This window comes from Cronobacter dublinensis subsp. dublinensis LMG 23823 (assembly GCF_001277235.1).
GTDB lineage: Bacteria > Pseudomonadota > Gammaproteobacteria > Enterobacterales > Enterobacteriaceae > Cronobacter > Cronobacter dublinensis.
In genome coordinates this window covers 2,765,758-2,782,535 of the sequence record NZ_CP012266.1, presented here as the reverse complement: position 1 = coordinate 2,782,535, position 16,778 = coordinate 2,765,758, and the positions used below count along the sequence as shown (strand labels likewise).

General features: G+C 57.0%; 16 protein-coding genes. 9 read left to right on the top strand and 7 right to left on the bottom strand.

Annotated features, from left to right (window positions below; genetic code table 11):
* Nucleotides 1-149: 149 nt before the first annotated feature.
* Entirely contained in the window at nucleotides 150-461 is a 312-nt protein-coding gene (fliE, locus tag AFK67_RS12755; RefSeq protein WP_007699247.1) for a flagellar hook-basal body complex protein FliE, read from the top strand.
* 279 nt (nucleotides 462-740) lie between these two features.
* On the opposite strand, the gene AFK67_RS23455 is transcribed toward fliE, so the two are convergent.
* A complete protein-coding gene (locus tag AFK67_RS23455; RefSeq protein ID WP_235047907.1) occupies nucleotides 741-1,289 on the bottom strand; it encodes a hypothetical protein in 549 nt (182 codons plus the stop codon).
* 131 nt (nucleotides 1,290-1,420) lie between these two features.
* Between AFK67_RS23455 and AFK67_RS12745 the strand changes: the two genes are divergently transcribed.
* Complete coding sequence (locus AFK67_RS12745; protein ID WP_007732395.1) at nucleotides 1,421-2,332, top strand: LysR substrate-binding domain-containing protein; 912 nt, start codon at nucleotides 1,421-1,423, stop codon at nucleotides 2,330-2,332.
* Between the two features lie 90 nt (nucleotides 2,333-2,422).
* Nucleotides 2,423-3,028 carry a class I SAM-dependent DNA methyltransferase gene (locus AFK67_RS12740; protein WP_038883275.1) on the top strand — a complete coding sequence of 202 codons (606 nt, stop codon included), beginning with the start codon at nucleotides 2,423-2,425 and terminating at the stop codon, nucleotides 3,026-3,028.
* A 173-nt stretch (nucleotides 3,029-3,201) separates the two neighbouring features.
* Here the strand turns inward: AFK67_RS12740 and AFK67_RS12735 are convergent, their stop codons facing one another.
* From AFK67_RS12735 to yedE, 3 genes are all read right to left on the bottom strand, one after another.
* Nucleotides 3,202-3,885 carry an SOS response-associated peptidase gene (locus AFK67_RS12735; protein ID WP_007732390.1) on the bottom strand — a complete coding sequence of 228 codons (684 nt, stop codon included), beginning with the start codon at nucleotides 3,883-3,885 and terminating at the stop codon, nucleotides 3,202-3,204.
* Nucleotides 3,886-3,963: 78 nt separating this feature from the next.
* Nucleotides 3,964-4,197 (bottom strand): sulfurtransferase-like selenium metabolism protein YedF, encoded by a 234-nt coding sequence (gene yedF, locus AFK67_RS12730; RefSeq protein ID WP_004386794.1) that lies wholly within the window; start codon nucleotides 4,195-4,197, stop codon nucleotides 3,964-3,966.
* A complete protein-coding gene (gene yedE / locus AFK67_RS12725; RefSeq protein ID WP_007732379.1) occupies nucleotides 4,194-5,411 on the bottom strand; it encodes a selenium metabolism membrane protein YedE/FdhT in 1,218 nt (405 codons plus the stop codon). Before yedE ends, yedF begins: the two co-directional genes overlap by 4 nt.
* Before the next feature lie 204 nt (nucleotides 5,412-5,615).
* Here yedE and yedD point away from each other — a divergent pair, with 204 nt between their 5' ends.
* Nucleotides 5,616-6,029, top strand: a complete 414-nt coding sequence (yedD, locus tag AFK67_RS12720; RefSeq protein WP_007732377.1) for a lipoprotein YedD — start codon at nucleotides 5,616-5,618, stop codon at nucleotides 6,027-6,029.
* Nucleotides 6,030-6,270: 241 nt separating this feature from the next.
* Here the strand turns inward: yedD and fliT are convergent, their stop codons facing one another.
* Genes fliT through fliD form a run of 3 tightly spaced genes read right to left on the bottom strand, consistent with a single transcriptional unit; the run spans nucleotide 6,271 to nucleotide 8,483 of the window.
* Nucleotides 6,271-6,633: a flagella biosynthesis regulatory protein FliT gene (gene fliT / locus AFK67_RS12715; protein ID WP_007732374.1), complete on the bottom strand. Its 363-nt coding sequence runs from the start codon at nucleotides 6,631-6,633 to the stop codon at nucleotides 6,271-6,273.
* Nucleotides 6,633-7,043, bottom strand: coding sequence for a flagellar export chaperone FliS (gene fliS, locus AFK67_RS12710; RefSeq protein ID WP_007732372.1), 411 nt, complete (start codon nucleotides 7,041-7,043; stop codon nucleotides 6,633-6,635). The genes fliT and fliS overlap by 1 nt, the downstream gene beginning before the upstream one ends.
* Nucleotides 7,044-7,052: 9 nt before the next feature.
* Nucleotides 7,053-8,483 carry a flagellar filament capping protein FliD gene (gene fliD, locus AFK67_RS12705; protein ID WP_007732367.1) on the bottom strand — a complete coding sequence of 477 codons (1,431 nt, stop codon included), beginning with the start codon at nucleotides 8,481-8,483 and terminating at the stop codon, nucleotides 7,053-7,055.
* Nucleotides 8,484-8,921: 438 nt separating this feature from the next.
* Here fliD and AFK67_RS12700 point away from each other — a divergent pair, with 438 nt between their 5' ends.
* The 5 genes from AFK67_RS12700 (at nucleotide 8,922) to AFK67_RS12680 (ending at nucleotide 16,666) form a co-directional block, all read left to right on the top strand.
* Nucleotides 8,922-9,758, top strand: a complete 837-nt coding sequence (locus tag AFK67_RS12700; RefSeq protein WP_007732365.1) for a flagellin N-terminal helical domain-containing protein — start codon at nucleotides 8,922-8,924, stop codon at nucleotides 9,756-9,758.
* A gap of 213 nt (nucleotides 9,759-9,971) precedes the next feature.
* Complete coding sequence (locus AFK67_RS12695) at nucleotides 9,972-11,453, top strand: hypothetical protein (RefSeq protein WP_038883276.1); 1,482 nt, start codon at nucleotides 9,972-9,974, stop codon at nucleotides 11,451-11,453.
* Between the two features lie 21 nt (nucleotides 11,454-11,474).
* Entirely contained in the window at nucleotides 11,475-14,828 is a 3,354-nt protein-coding gene (locus tag AFK67_RS12690; protein WP_007732359.1) for an O-linked N-acetylglucosamine transferase family protein, read from the top strand.
* A 69-nt stretch (nucleotides 14,829-14,897) separates the two neighbouring features.
* A complete protein-coding gene (locus tag AFK67_RS12685) occupies nucleotides 14,898-16,031 on the top strand; it encodes a DegT/DnrJ/EryC1/StrS family aminotransferase (RefSeq protein WP_007732357.1) in 1,134 nt (377 codons plus the stop codon).
* Nucleotides 16,028-16,666 (top strand): NeuD/PglB/VioB family sugar acetyltransferase, encoded by a 639-nt coding sequence (locus AFK67_RS12680; RefSeq protein ID WP_007732354.1) that lies wholly within the window; start codon nucleotides 16,028-16,030, stop codon nucleotides 16,664-16,666. The genes AFK67_RS12685 and AFK67_RS12680 overlap by 4 nt, the downstream gene beginning before the upstream one ends.
* The last annotated feature ends 112 nt before the right edge of the window (nucleotides 16,667-16,778 follow it).

The following is a 16,778-nucleotide window of genomic DNA, read 5'->3' as shown; positions in this document are numbered from 1 at the left end:
AAGTTCCACTTGGATGGCGATGTCATTATTTGCTTTTATGGGATTTTCTATGGGTCAAATAGGTTGGTTTTTTATCGTTATTTAGAGCCTTTATCCCATTGACAAAGTGTTACTCTGCACACCGTTGAAAAATCATCCAGGGGTAAAAGATGGCTATTCAGGGTATTGAAGGGGTCCTCCAGCAGATGCAGGCTACCATGCAGGTAGCGCGCAATAATGCTGTAGAGACGCCGCCCTCCGTGAGTTTTGCCGGAGAGTTACAGGCCGCGCTTGGACGTATCAGCGATACGCAAAACGCCGCCCGCACTCAGGCGGAGAAATTCGCTATCGGCACGCCGGGCGTGGCGCTGAATGATGTGATGGTAGATATGCAGAAATCGTCGATTTCACTGCAGATGGGGATCCAGGTCCGTAACAAGCTGGTCGCCGCCTATCAGGACATCATGAACATGCAGGTGTAGTAAATTTATCTTGTTGAAATAAATAAGATATCTTAAACAGATACTCGTATATGGGGCATGGGTGGGGCGAAAGCAGATAACCTCTGTTTTTACGTCTCAACCTGCCCCATAGCGTTATCTGCCCTATAAAGGCGCTGAAGGACTGGCCCTCATGAAACACACTCCTGCCGATACCGCTTTTGATTATGGCTGCGCAAAACACGATGGCGCACGCCACACCTCGCTTTTCGCTTTGATGAAGTAAAACGCTTCCGCCACGCGTGACGCTTCCAGCCGGGTTTACTCCGCCTGCGGGTTAATCTTGCAGTACAGCGCGCCCAGTAATGCCAGGTCCGTCAACAGGGCGACCGTATTGATAAGTCCGCCGCTCTGGTTGACGAAAAAGACAACAACGCCAGTGAGCGCCATGCCAGCGAGCCACCGCCCGCGTGCGCGTTTCGCCTGCCTGCGATGACTGACCGTGTAACCCGTCATGCCTTGCCCGAGTCCTGCGACCGCGACACCGGCCAGCAGAAGCCAGCCATTACGCGGCGTATGAAGGGCGATAAGCGCCATCAGCAGCCCGCCAGCCGCCGTTAACAGCCCCGCGTAAATCCGTACCAGCGCGTCGCGCCGCCTCAGCATTCCCGCCTTTGCGAGCCCGTAGCCAGACCCTGATGCCGCCAGCAGCGCACTCAGCAAGGCAAGCGCCGGGAGCGCGCCCTGCGACGCGCTGGCGCTGATAAGCAAAACCAGCTCTGAGATAAACAGACTCACCAGAAGGAAGGAGAGGAGAGTGCGAGCCTCCCGAGGCAACGCGTCGGAATCGGATAACGGGCATACGGTCATAATAAGTCTCACGGTAAGGGCGGATGAGATAACATTTAATTCATCCTGCTTTCAACAGGCGTTGAGCTTACCGCCTGCTTTATGCGAGCATCAAAGTCATTGTTTTCAGCCATGGATGAGAATAATTCATCATGAAGTTATCCCGCTTCCCGCCGCTGGGCGCACTTCGCGCCTTTCACTGCGTGGCGACGCTGCTCAGTTTTAAACAGGCCGCACAGCAGCTGAACGTGAGCGCGACGGCCGTCAGCCATCAGATCCGTGTAATCGAATCGACGCTGGAGTGTCGGGTCTTTGAGCGCAACGCCCAGGGCGTGAGGCTGACGGACGCCGGAAAATTACTGTACGCCGGAACCCAGGCCGCCTTTAGCGCGCTGGAAACGTCGGTCAATAATATCGAGCGGGCCAGACGTCCCCCGACACTGACCATCACCACCACGTCCAATTTTCTGACGAACTGGCTGGTGCCGCGCCTGACGGACTTCAAAGCGCGGTTTCCGCACATTGATTTGCATCTGCACACCAGCATTGAGAAGGTTGATTTAACGCAGCGCACGGTGGATGTGGCGATCCGCTATCGCGAAACGCCAGAAGATGAACTGCACAATACGCTGTTATATGAGGACAGGTTTGCCGTCGTCGCCAGCCCGGGGCTTGCTGTGCGTACGCTTAACGATCTTAACCCTGTGACGCTTTTCCACGTCGAAAACCGACATGTTCCGGCCGCCTCGCCGGACTGGCAGCACTGGAAAACCCGTTATGGCCCGGCAGACCTAATGGTCGGGAAAGGCCTCTTTTTCAGCGATGAGACCCACGCGTTGCAGGCCGCGGTGGCAGGGCAGGGCGTGGTCATCGCCAGCAAACTGCTGGCGGAAGACCTGATTAAACGCCAGATGCTGGTGATGCCGTTCGACTGCTCGCTGCCCGGCGCGAATTACTATCTGGTGACGATGAAAGATACGGCTGAACGGCCCGACGTCACGGCCTTTCGGGAGTGGATCGTGGGCGCGATGCGGGGCACACCGACCTCTCACGACGGGAACTGATACCTCTGCGCAGGTCTGCGCGAGCGCGCCGTGATGTTCGCCTGTGCTAATACACATATACCTGGTTAACGCTTTTTATTGGGACACACTATGGATCATCCTTCTTCACAGGCGACAGAAGATTTTTATCGCAAACATGCCCGGCAATGGGACGAGATAAGACAAACGCGGTTTATCGAGCAGCCATGGCTGGACGCGCTACTGGCGGGGCTAGAGGCGGGCCGCCAGGTACTTGATATCGGCTGCGGGTCGGGGAGCCCCAACGGCGCGTATATTGATAATAAAGGGATGAACATCACCGGCGTTGATATTACGCCTGCGCTGATTGCGCTTTGTCATGAGCGACTGCCGCGCCACCGCTGGTTAACCGGCGATATGCGCACGCTGTCGCTTAACGCCCGTTTTGATGCGCTGATCGCCTGGGACAGTTTTTTCCATCTCACGCGCGACGATCAGCGCGGGATGTTCGCCGTCTTTCAGCAACATGCGAAGCCGGGCGCGAGATTGCTCTTTAACAGCGGGCCGGAAAATGGCGAGGCGGTGGGAGAGTTTCTGGGCGACCCGCTCTATCACGCGAGCCTGTCGCCGCAGGAATATACGAGCCTGCTGAACGCGCATGGGTTTGAGGTGCTCGCATTTCGCCCGAACGACGCGGCAAGCGGCGGCAGGACGGTGTGGCTCGCGAGGGCGCGTTAAGGGCGGCTGATCGGCGTTTAGCGGCCCTTACAGCCAGCCCATATAGTCAGCACCCCAGACTACTGCCGCCACTACCAGTAAAATAATCGTCGTTTTGCGCATGGTATCCGTTCTCTGGTTAAGGTTTTCCTTAACATGATGCCCGCAACGCGGCGGATTATCTAATAAAAGCGTTACGCCAGCGGGTTATCGATGGGCGTCAGGAGATCGGGGCTCTGGTTTCTGATATTCCCCACCGCGCGGTCTACCGGGTGCCAGATAAACGCGTCCGGGTCGAGGGCCGCGTCGTGCGCCAGCTCGCCTGCGCGGGCGTCGGAGGTTTCCGGGCTAAGCCAGGCGAGCGCGGCTTCGGCGGTCAACGCCACCGGGCGACGATCGTGAATATCAATCAGCCCTTTGTCCGCAGCCGCGGTGACAATCACAAACCCTTCGTGCTCATGGCCTGCGTCGAACGGCGCTTTGCCGATGGCGGCGAAAAACAGTGGCTCGCCATCGGCGCGGTGAATGAAATACGGCTGCTTTTTATCGCCGTCGCGCTTCCACTCATACCAGCCATCCGCAAAGACGATAGCGCGCCCGTGCTGCCACAGCGGTTTAAACATCCGGCTGCTGGCGGCGGTTTCGACGCGAGCGTTAATCAGCGGCGTTTTGTGCCACCACGGCGGCGCATAGCCCCAGTGGACCGGGTCGAGATGCAGCGTGTCGTCGCGCTGGTTCAGCAACAGCACACGCGTGCCGGGCGCGACGTTGAAGCGCGAGAGCGGCTCCGGGTCGAAGGGAATATCGCGCTCGGTATTTTCATCAAGCGCCGCGAGGTATTCTTCACGGCTTAAGGTCTGGGCAAATCGGCCGCACATAGCAGGGCTCCGGTCACAGGCTTTACCGAAGTATAGGGCAGGAACCACGCGCCCTCCCGACAGAGAGGGCGCAGCGGGTTATTTCTGAATAAGATAGCGGATAGTCGGGCCATCCTGCTGGATATCCAGCACCGTATAGCCGTGGTTGCGCGCATCCAGCGGAATGTTGTTGATTGACTGCGGGCAGTCGCTAATCACTTCGAGAATCTCGCCTTTTTTCAGCTGCGGCAGCGCTTCGAGCGTGGCGACGGCAGGATAAGGGCAAGGCTCGCCGGACATATCCAGGCGGTAGTCAGGGGTAATAGCGTTCATGCGCTCTCCTTAATGGCGGCAACGGCGGCGGTCGGTTTCTGACGGCGGAAGAAGCGTTTCTCCTGCGCAATGACCAGCATCAGCGCGGCGAACAGCAGCAGATACGTCACCAGCAGCCCGCCGAGCGGCCCGAAGGTGTTCAGCAGGTTGATTTTGTCCCAGCTCGTGGCGAGCGACGGAGACAGGTCATCCCAGAAATAGGCGAGTATCGTGGAGCCGATAACGTTACCAAGCCCGACCCACCAGTAATGCACCTGGCCTTCTACGGCGCGATACATCCAGCCGGTTTCACAGCCGCCCGCCAGCACAATCCCGAAGCCGAACAGCAGGCCGCCCAGCACGGCGTTCGGGCCTGCCCACATGATTTTCGGCTCGGCGCCTAATTGCACATAGCTAAAAATGCCGATGGCGCTGACCGCCATGCCGAAAATAATCGCTTTGGCCATATGGGTGCGCCCGGTTATCCACATATCGCGAAACGCCGAGGTAAAGCAGATCTGCGCGCGCTCAATAAGCAGGCCGAAACCGACGCCGAACAGCATCGCGAGACCCAGTTTCGGGGCGTTCATCGCGGTGAGCAGCGCCCAGCCGATCATGCCCGCGAATATCAGCATGCCGAGGCGAAAGCGGCGCTTAGCCTGATCCGGCTTTTGCGTCAGCGGCGCGGCAGCGCTCACTTTTTGCATTTTGACCGGGATGCGAAACAGCGGCAGCAGCGTAAAGCGCGCACCAAACCAGGAGCCGATCGCCGTCGCCAGCGCGAAAAACCACGCGTGCAGGGAAAACTGCGGAATGCCGGTAAAGAACGCCGCGAGGTTGCAGCCCATGGCGAGACGCGCGCCGAAGCCCGCAATGATGCCGCCTGCCACCGCCTGGATAATGCGGATGCGATGCTGCGGCAGGCGCAGCTTCACATTGTTAGCCCACAGCGCGGCCGCAAAACAGCCGCCGAACATGCCGATAATCATCATCCCGTCGATGCGGGTAAGCGGGGTGCCTTCCAGATGAATCAGTTTAAAGTAGCCCCAGGTTTCGGTATGCACGCCGAGCAGCTGTAACAGCTGTCCGCCCCAGCGGGTGAATTCGCCGGTGACGGCCCAGAAGGTGCCGGTGATGCCGAAATAATAAGTGGAGAGGATGCCTGCGGCGATAACGGCGGGCAGCGGGGCCCAGAAACGGATGAGATATTGCTGTTTAAAGTCGTGCCATGACATGAATTTTAGCCTCTGAACTCAGACGGAACTAAAAAGCGCCGCGAGGGGCGCCAAAGAAGCCCGCATATTACGCCGCTGTCCGTTTTCGCACAGCAAAAATTCTGCAAAAGCGAATCTGGATCAATTCCTGCGGCGCGGCGTTGGGGTGGAAGCGTTAACGCTTTAATGCCACAATCTTTTTTTTCTTCACAGGCAGGACAAACGATGAAAAAAATCGCGCTGGGATTGATGATGCTGGGGCTGAGCGGATGCGTTCAGGTGGAGAACTACAACGAGGTGGTGAAAACGCCGCCGCCAGCGGGGATAGCGGGGTACTGGCAGTCGAACGGGCCGCAGAGCAAGCTGGTGAGCCCGCAGGCCATTGCGAGCCTGGTCGTGACGCCTGCGGGCGACACGCTCGATTGTCGCCAGTGGCAGCGGGTGATTGCGCTGCCCGGCAAGCTGATGCGTCGCGACAACGATCTTTACAACGTGACGAGCAAGCTTGAGGTGTATTCGATTGAGCGCGAAGGCGACACGCTGGAATATGCCGGGATGACGCTTAAACGCGTTGACCGTCCGACAACCGAATGCGCGGATTTCCTCGCAAAAAACCCGCTCGACACGCCGTTGCCGTAACAGGGGCGAATGTGGCGTTGTGGTTGTATGACGGCGGGTGCGCGTTGCTTACCCGCCCTACATGCAGATAGGAGGTTGTGGGTTGTGTAGGGTGGGTAAGCGTAAGCGCACCCACCATCACCCACCATTAACGTGGCTCCATCAGCGGTACTCACCACACACTAAAACGCGGGAATGGCTTTTTCCCGGACGGGAAAAGCGCAGGGCAGCGGCAGGTCGCCGTGCCCCGACAGACAGGAAATTACGGGTTGAGGTCGTGCGGCATCAGCACGTTGCCGGAAAGATTGCCGTAGGTCGACACCAGCGACTTCTGGTTGCCGTTATGCTCAATCAGCACGCGCAGCTCTTCCATCCGCGCCTGAAGTTTGGTCTTTAACGCCGCTTCGTTCGCCAGTACTTTGGTCAACATCTCGCGCGCTTTTTCCTGAAATACGCTGTTGTCCGGCTCGACCGGGTTGCTGGCGATAGCCTCAACCAGCGCCACGTATTTCACTTCCTGTTCAATCAGCTCATCCCACTGTCCTGAATTCGCCAGGCTGAGCATGGTATTACTAAGCGCGTAAAGCGCCTGCCAGTTATTTAGGGATGAGATGAAATCATTCATCAGAAGGTTTCCTGCGCGATAGTAGAGCCAGGGCCAATCTGCTTCCAGGCGTCAGCAATATTGGTCATCAGAGTTTCGACTTCAGTGATGGCATCAACATCGTTACGCAGGTTCGCATGCAGTAAACGTCGCACCATGTATTCATAAAGCGAGGCCAGGTTTTGGGGCAGATCTCCGCCAATATCCATATTCAGGCCGGCCTTCAGTCCGTTATCAATAATGTTGATGGCTTTGGTCAGCGCCTGACCTTTCGCCTGGGTGTCGCCCTGTTCGATAAACAGGCGCGCGCGGACAAGGGCACTGAGTGCCCCGTCAAACAACATTACGACCAGCTGGTGTGGACTTGCGCTCATTACCGCACTCTCCAGGCCTACCTGCTGGTAGGCCTGAACACCAGAACTATTGTACATATCCGTTCCTTAACTGCTTGAAGAAGAGAACTGTTTGGTCAGGTACGTCGAGGTGCTGTTCAGTTTGTTCACCATAGAATCCAGGTTGCTGAACTGCGACTTATAACGTGCCATGGTCGCTTCGATGGACGCTTCCATCGCGGTGTAACGCTTATCAAGCGATTTCAGCGTGTCGTTAATGCTGTTTTTCGCGTTCTGAATTACCCCTTCTTTGCCCGTGGTGGTGCTGAGCATCGAGGTCAGGGTGTTGTTCATTTTGGTGGCGAGACCGGTGGTTTTACCGTCGCCCACAAAGTAGGCCTGAACGGCGTCCGGATTCTCGTTCAGCGCTTTGGTCAGCTTGGCGTCGTCGATTTTCAGCACGCCCGCGGCGCCATCGGCGGCCATAACCGGGTCCTGCGTCACGCCGAGCTGCGCGAGGATAGCGTAGCTGCCGCTCTGTACTTCCGTCAGCGTGCTGCGCAGCTGAGACTGCACTGAACGCACGTTACCGTCGCCAATCAGCGCGCCGTTGTTGGCAGACTGGGTGGCGCCTGCATCCACTTTGACATATTTGGTCAGCGAAGCGATGGTCGACTGCAGCGAGTTATACGCGCTGACCCAGTCGGTCACGGCCTTTTTGTTCGCGTCGGTCGCACGCGTGACGGACAGCGTTTCGTTGGCGGTGCTCTGGGCTTTCAGCGTCAGCGTCGTGCCGGGCAGTGCATCGGAAATAATGTTGGTTGAGCGCTCGATTTCGATATCGTTGACGACCACTTTGGCGTTCTGCGAACCCGTCTGGATAGAGAGCGCGCCGGTTTTGGTGCTGGAATCGAAGCCGATAACGCCCTGCAGCGTGTCATCGCCGGTGACCTTGACAGTCATATCCGCGTTGGTGCCGGTGGTTTTCGAGGTCAGCATCAGGCGGAAATCGCCGTCAGACGCTTTAATCACGCTCGCGGAAACATTACCGCCTGCTTTATTGATAGCTTTCGCGATGCCGTTAAGCGAAGTATCGCCATCGGCAAGGGAAACGGTCAGCGGCTTGGTAGTGCCCGGCTGGGTAATGGTCACGGTGCGGGTGGTGCCGGTGGTCGCGCCAAGCTGCGAGGTGCTGCTGGCGATAGAGCCTGACGTCAGCACCTGCGCTTTCGCCAACTGCTTCACGTTAACGGTGTAATCACCTACCATCGCATCACTGGTCGTGGTGGCGGCAAAGGCGGTATTGGTACTGCTGACCGAGGTCGAGTTCCAGGTCGCGGTTTTGCCAAGCGTTGCTGTCGCGGTCTGCAGGCTTTGCAGCGAACTTTGCAGCTTGCTGTAAGCGCTCAGCTGCGTGTTATAGGTGCTCTGCTGTTTGGTGATAACCGTCAGTTTGGTCTGCTCTGCCGCTTCCAGCTTGTCATACAGATCGGCAAGCCCAAGATTCGAGCCTACCCCGAGATTACTGATTGTAGCCATGCGTGATTTCCTTGAGGTCGATGGTCGTTTCAGTGTCTTATCGGCGACGCAAGGCAAAAGTTTACTCCCGGCGGCAAAAAAATAATCGCAGGAATAGATGACAGACTCGCGGGCTATTGAACCGATAGCGCGCCCTAAGCGAAATCATTTCCCTTCTTTATATGCCCGTAAAAAGAAACCCGCGCTCTCACGATTTATAAGGAATCATGCGGGGAAAAAATACGCATAATATATTAATCCAAAGCATAAGAATAATCTTAGTCGGGAGCCTTATAAAGGAACATTAAATAAAATAAATCATTAAAAAACAATGTGATGTAAAATTTTTGAGTTTGTTTCTAAAGTCTTTTTAAGAAGCGTCGATAACCTTGTTGACGGTGAGAGACGCCGTGAGTGTTAGGCACCGAACCTAAACCCAATTTTTGAAGGAATTAAATTATGTCAGTTATCAATACTAACCTTTTGTCCCTGACCACTCAGAACAACCTGAACAAATCTCAGTCTGCTCTGGGCACTGCTATCGAGCGTCTGTCCTCTGGTCTGCGTATCAACAGCGCTAAAGATGACGCTGCTGGCCAGGCGATTGCTAACCGTATGACCTCTCAGGTTAAAGGTATGACCCAGGCTGCTCGTAACGCTAACGACGGCATCTCCCTGGTTCAGACCGCTGAAGGTAACCTGAACGAAATCAACACCAACTTACAGCGTATCCGTGAGCTGGCTGTTCAGGCTGCAAACGACACCAACGGTTCCAGCGACCTGACTTCTGTTAACACGGAAATTACTCAGCGTCTGGCTGAAATCGACCGTATCGCTGGTGGTGCTAACTTCAACGGCAAAAAACTGCTGGATGGCTCTGTTACTTCTTCCCTGAACATTCAGGTTGGTGCAGGTGTTTCTACTAACGATACTATCGGTATCGGCAGCAATGCCCTGATCAACGCGACTTCTGGTAGCCTGGATACTAACCTGAAGACCACTATCTCTGATAACGCCTCTGCTAAATCAGTAATTTCTGCTGCTGACGCTGCTATCGCTAAAATTGATGGTGCTCGTTCTAACATGGGTGCGATTCAGAACCGTTTTGAATCTACCATCAACAACCTGAACAACTCTATCAACAACCTGTCTGCGGCACAGTCCCGTATTCAGGACGCTGACTACGCGACCGAAGTTTCTAACATGTCTCGTGCTCAGATCCTGCAACAGGCTGGTACTTCTGTACTGTCTCAGGCAAACCAGGTTCCGCAGTCTATGCTGTCCCTGCTGCGTTAATAGACGCTCAAGCTTTCAAAAAGGTTGCTGGAAACAGCAACCTTTTTTTTTGCCTGTCAGTTATCGGCCCATTCCTTAAATGCAATCTTCAAAATAAGCCGCTATTCGCGGGGTTTTTCCCTCCATTATGCCTGCGCCCCCGGTGTTACCCTTTCAGGAAAGTTTCCTCTTTGTATGCCGCGAAGGGAATTCACCCCCAAGGTTGCGACAGATATGGCCGGATTGACTGGCATAACGCCGTCGCGTGTTGCAATTAATGATGAGTTAAAACCGATGAATCAGTTTGCCCAGTGTCGTGCAATGCATCAGTACTACCGTGACCTCTTCACCCGCGATATCTATCTGCCGGAAGCGGATGTTATGCCGTCGCACCTGGTGGCGGAGGTTCTGCACTTCTGGAGCACCGATTACGCCGCGCTGGAGCCTGCCATCATGGCGGCGCAAACCAGCCTGGAAGAAGAAAAAGCGCTGGCGGTGAAACACCTGCTGTGTGCCGCGACGCTCGCCAACCAAGTATTCGACAGCAAAAAGCAGGGGCATCAGATTGTTGCCGCAGAAGGCTTTGGCGAACAGGTCACCGCGCATGTGGTGCAGGCGCTACAGCGTGACGACTCTGTGAATTTTATCGTAGCGGCTATTCAGCTGCTGTTTCGCGTTAATGAGATAGATGGTGCTGTCTTTTTAATCTCCAACCACCTGTCACGCCTGAGCACCAGCGCGCCGGTTTTGAAAATCCTTTTGCTTATCTGCCTGATGGAAGAAGATTACAACCAGGCGCAGGTGGTGATTCAGGCGCTGACGGCGGACTCTTCCTTAATAGAAGAAGAGTCGCTGGTATTGCTAATGATCGTCTGCGGAATTTACAAGCTCGGCGGCTGCCCGGATTCCTTTATCGATTTCCGCCCGCTGAACGACGCGCTGCCGCTGCCGGACTACAGCCGCTACCGCTGGCACATCGCGAAAGCCGCGACCGGCAACACCACGGTGCTGGTTTCCTGCGATCCGAAATATTTCTTCGACCACGCTCAGGCGCTGGTGGCATCCGTTTATGAAACAAACGGCACTGCACTTGATGTGCATCTGCACATCTATAACTGCGACGCGCGCTGCGAAGCCCGCGTGCGCGACATGCAGGCGGCGTTTCCTGGCCTGAACCTTTCTCTTAGCAGTGAAGTCATCGAACCGGTGCGCGGCATTAACGTGCATTACGCTTCACGCCGTTTTGTCTTCCTGCGCCATGCGCTGGAGCAGTTCGACACGCCGGTCATTCTGCTGGATGCCGACTGCCTGGTGCGCAAACCCTGGGCCGATGTGTATACGCGTCTCGATAACGCCGACCTGATCCTGACCTGCAGCGACGGCGCGCCGCTCTGGGAGCGCGTGCTCGGCGGCTTTATTTATGCCCGTCCCACTGAGGCGAATTTCCGTTACCTCGACATCGTGGCGCGCTTTATCGACCGCAACCTGGTGGCGGAAAACTGTGAATGGTTCCTGGACCAGGTAGCGCTCTCCTTTGCGCTTGATGTGCTGCCCGCCGCCGAGCAGATGCAAATCCGTCGTGAAGAGGCCGCGCGTCTTATCAGCATTAACCACACGGCTGACGCGTTCAGTTGGGTCGTGACGACCGCCAAACAGGGCGGTGGCGCATACAGCGACTACAAGACAAGCGTGATGGCGAAATATCTTGCCGCGTAAGCTCTGGACCTTTTAAAACGGATGAATGATGTGAAGATACTCTACCCGGAACACCGCATTAGCCCTGCCGCGCTGCACGCCAGCGCCGCGCTCAACCATGTGGCGGTGACGCTGCCTGCGTTCTCACGCGTGCTGGAGATTGGCTGCGGAGCAGGCGAGGCGCTGATTGCGCACGCCCGCGCCTGGCCGAACAGCATCGCGCTCGGTATCGATCTTGACGAAGCGCGTATCGGCGAAGGGCAGCAGCAGATCCAGGCCAGCGGGCTTACCAATATTGAGCTGTTTGCCGCGGGGCTGGGTGATCTGCTGGCGGTGTCGCCGGGCGAGTTCGACTACATCATCATCCACGGGCGTTTTTCTTACACGGATGGCGACACGCGCGACGCGCTGCTGGGCTGGTGCCGTCAGCATCTTTCCGCGCAGGGCATCATTGCGTATCACGCGGTTGTGCTGTCAGACAATGACGATGAGACGACGCTGCGTAACGCGCTGGCGTTCCACAGCGCGCGCGCCACCAGCGAGGCAGAACAGCGCTCTTCTGCACGCGCTATGCTCGGCTATCTGGCGATGATGCTGCCAGAGGGCGCGCTGAAAACCCAGGTGACGGGCGCCGAAACGCTGGATGATGCCTCGCTCCAGCAGCGTTACCTGACCGGCGACGCGGGGGCAGGTGACTATGCCGATTTCGCCCGCGCGATGCAGGCGCTGGATCTGGATTGTATCGGCGACGCGCTGCCGCAAACTGACCTTGCCGCGTCTTACGGCGAGCAGCAGCAGCAGCTGCTCGCGATGATTGCAGGTCAGAGCGATCGCCACAGCGCCCGTCAGTATCTCGATTACGCGGTCAACCGCCGCGAGCGTTTCACGCTGCTCTGCACGACGGGCACGGCGCAGCCTGCCTTCGTGCCGGATCTGGCGGTACTGGAATCGCTGCACTGGGCGGGCAATTTTACCCGTGTATTGACTATTAACGAACAACCGATTCGCGGTCATATTTCGCAGTCCGGCGTGCTTGTTCATACCGAAAACCCGGTGACGCTGCAAATTTTTGACCTGCTCGGTGGCGCCTGGCCGATGAGCCTGAGCGTCGATCAACTGGTCTTTAACTGCCGTCTGCCGGAGCGACCGGGCGATGACACCCGCAAGCTGGTGCTGGAATCGCTGCGCGATCTCTTTTTGAACAATCTCGACGGGCTCTACTGGAGCGCTGCGCCGGGGCCGTATAACCTGGCGGATAACGACGTCTTAATGCCGATTGCGCCGCTTGCGCAAACCGATGAAGACACCCGCATCATGAACCTGTGGGGCGAGGCGGTGACCGTCACGCCCGCGCAGGCGCGCTGGCTGCGCGACGGTATGCGCGCCACCGATGAAGACGCCTGGGCGAGCTTTACCGCGCTGCGTCTTCGCGGCGTGCTGAAAGGCTCGCCGCTGGCGTGGAAAAACGCCATCCAGCCATTTCTTCGCACTGGCAAGGTGGCGTGGTTGAAGCAATGTATCAATACGCTGCTGCTGTTAAGCGTCAGCGAGAAGCGCGGCGGCCTGCTGTATAGCGACACCAATCAGGATGCTGACAGCCAGACCGACAGCATCCACATGAATGCGGTGTATGAAGAGGCGAACCGGCTGATTGGCAAAGGCATGGCGAAAGAGGCGCGCGACTATACCCGCGCGCTGCTGGAAGACGACCCGCAGAATATGCACATCCTGCGCTGCTACTCACGCACCTGCGTACTGACTAGCGCGTGGGACGAGGCGCTGGACGCGCTCTGCCGCCTGATGGGCCATTACTTCTCCAGCCTTGATATCTATTACGATCTGGCAACCGCGCTGCAAAAAACATTTGACCATTTCAACGCCCGCAAAGTGGTGCGTGGCCTGCTGCGCCTCGATGAGAAAAACGCTGGGTTCTGGAATTCGCTTGGAGCTATCTACCATGCCAGTGGTGAGGTGACGCTTGCTGAAAAATGCGCCCGCGAAGCGTTTCGCTTCCAGCCTCGTAACCCGCGCTATCTGGGAATGATGGGCGTGGTGCTGAGCGACAACCAGAAGCTCGATGAAGCGCGTTACTTCCTGGAAAAATCAATGGAGATAGCGCCAGAGGATTTCGACTGCTTCACCAGCCTGCTGTTTGTGATGACGCACGATAACCGCGTCAGCACGCAGGAACTGCTGGCGAAGCACCGCGAGTATGGCGAGCGCGTCACGGCCGCGGCTTCGCGCAGCAAGCTCGAACTGCCGCTGAATAATGTCAAAGACCCCCACCGCAAGCTGCGCGTCGGGTTTGTCTCAGGCGATCTACGTGATCATCCTGTTAGTAACTTCTTGTTGCCGTTCTGGGATTCGTTTGACCGCACGCAGTTTGAACTGGTGGGCTATAACGCCGCGCCGATGGCTGACGAGGTCACAGACCACCTGAGCGCAGGCGCCGTGCTGTGGCGCGACGTCTATCAGTTAAGCGATCGCGAGCTGGCGCGTCAGATCAATGACGATGGCGTGGACATTCTTATCGATCTCTCCGGGCACACGACCTGGACGCGGCTGCCGATGTTCGCGCTGCGCCCGGCGCCGCTGCAAATGACCTGGATTGGCTACCCCGGCACCACCGGCGTACCAGCAATGGATTACCGTGTTATATCGTCGACGCTCGCCAGCCCCCCCGGTCTTGCTGAACAGTTTACCGAGCAGATCCTCTGGGTGCCGATGCGCAAGATTTTCGAGCCACATCCGCAAAGCCCGGACGTCAACATGCTGCCGGCGCTGCGTAATGGCCATCTGACCTTTGCGAGTTTTAACCGCCCGAAAAAAATTAATGATGAGGTATTGGAACTCTGGGCGCAGATCCTGGTGCGCGCACCGAGCGCGAAGCTGCTGATGGGCTTTATGGCTGATGACGAAATGATAGCGATGATGACGCGCCGCCTGACGCATTTCGGTGCGCGACCTGAGCAGTTGATTTTCAAAACGCGCATCGGGCTTATCGGCTATCTCGAATATCACCATCACATCGATATTTTGCTCGATGCCTTCCCGTATACCGGCGGCACCACCACCAACCACGGCGCGTGGATGGGCGTGCCGACGCTCACCCTCTGCGGCGAGACGATGGCGGGGCGTCAGGGCGTAGAAAATATGAATAGCTATGGACTGGCGGAATTTGTGGCGAATGATAAAGCGGACTACGTCAACAAAGCGCTCTCCTGGCAGGGCCGTTTTGAAGAGCTGAACGCGATTCGCCTCTCAATGCGCAGCCGTATCCCGACCGATAACACCGACGGGTTCCGGGTGGCTGACACCTTTGAAAAAGGGCTGCGCGAGGCGTGGAAAATTTACTGTACCGGAGAGGCGCCGCGTTCGTTCTTCGTTGAGGAATAACGCGTCGCGACGGCATTACCCATACCGGCCGGGGCCGGCAACGTTTGGTGTAAAACACCGAGGTGTATCATGCAAAATCTTTTTGTCACCAGCCCGCTGCTGCCGCCGCTGGAAGAGTTTATCCCGTATCTTGAGCAGATCTGGGAAAACAAATACCTGACCAACGGCGGTCCGTTTCATCAGGAGCTGGAGACCCGGCTCGCGGAGTATCTCGGCGTGGAACACCTCTGCCTGTTTTCCAACGGCACGCTGGCGCTCCTGACGGCGCTACAGGCCCTGCGTATTACCGGTGAAGTCATTACCACGCCGTATTCTTTCGTGGCGACGTCGCACTCGCTACTGTGGAACGGCCTGACGCCGGTCTTCGCCGATATCGACCCGGTGACCTGCAATATCGATCCGAACAAAATTGAACCGCTCATCACCTCGGCGACCTCGGCTATCCTGCCGGTGCACTGCTACGGCTTGCCGTGCGATGTCGACAAAATTCAGTCCATCGCCGACGCCTGGGGCCTGAAGGTGATTTACGACGCCGCGCACGCGTTCGGCGTGAAGAAAAATCACCAGAGCATCCTGAACTGCGGCGACCTGTCGATTCTGAGCTTCCACGCCACCAAGGTTTTCAACACCTTTGAGGGCGGGGCGATCATCTGCCCGGACGCGCGGATGAAGCAGCGCATCGACTACCTGAAAAACTTCGGCTTTGCGGGCGAAACCACCGTCGTGGCGCCGGGCATCAACGCCAAAATGAACGAAGTGCAGGCGGCGTTCGGCCTGGTGCAGCTTGGACATATCGATAACGCGCTGGCGAGCCGCGCGGCTATCCACGACCGCTACTGCGAGTGGCTGGCCGACATCCCTGGCATCGAAACCTTCAGCGCGCCGGAGGACGTGGAGTGGAATCACTCTTACTTCCCGGTGCGCGTGAACGACGATTTCCCGGTGAGCCGTGACGCGCTCTATGAAGCGCTGAAAGCCGAAAACATCTATTCGCGCCGCTATTTCTATCCGCTTATCAGCGCGTTCTCGATGTATCGCCATCTGCCGTCGGCGCAGCCGCAAAACCTGCCGATCGCCAACGGCATCGCCGAGCGCATTCTGTGTCTGCCGATTTTCCCGGATCTGACCGAAGAGGATCAGCGCCGTGTGGTGGATGCTATTCGCGCGCAGGCCGCGCTCGGCGTTGCGGAGAAAGTGGCATGAAACTCGGTATTTACGGCGCAGGCGGGTTAGGGCGCGAGGTGCTGATGCTGGCGCGCGCCATTAACCAGTGTACGTCGCGCTGGCGCGAGATTTTCTTTATTGATGATGTGACCGACGCGCGCGAAGTTTATGGCGCGGCGGTGGTGCGTTTCGACGCGCGCCCGGCGGAGTGCGAAGTGGCTATCGCTATCGGCGAGCCGGCGCTGCGCCAGCGCCTTGCGCAGAAGCTGGCGGGCGTCGCGCCGCTCGCGACGCTTATTCACCCGAATGTCGACGTGCCGGAACAGAGTGTGATCCACCCCGGCGCGATCATTTTTGAGGGAGTATTTATTTCTTGTGGTGTTGCGATTGGTGAAAACGCATTAATTCTACCTCGAGCATACATCAGTCATGACTGCGCTATTGGCGCGCACAGCGTAGTAGCAGGATTAGTAGCACTTGGGGGGTATGTAAAGATAGGCGAACGCGCTTTTCTCGGTATGAATAGCTGTGTGAAAGAGCAAATCCACATCGGTAATGACGCTATCGTTGGCATGGGAGCGGCAGTAGTAAATGACGTGGCAGATACCACTATTGTTGCAGGTACCCCCGCAAAAATGATGCGTCAGAATATAGAGGGCAAAGTATTTAAATAATTTCTGAACGACGCAGCTTTGCGTAGCCTATACACGCAATTGGAGATTGCCGCCGTCTGGCTGGCAGATCCACCTTTCCGGCAACCACCTCACTTGCTGCGTGGTGCGGTGT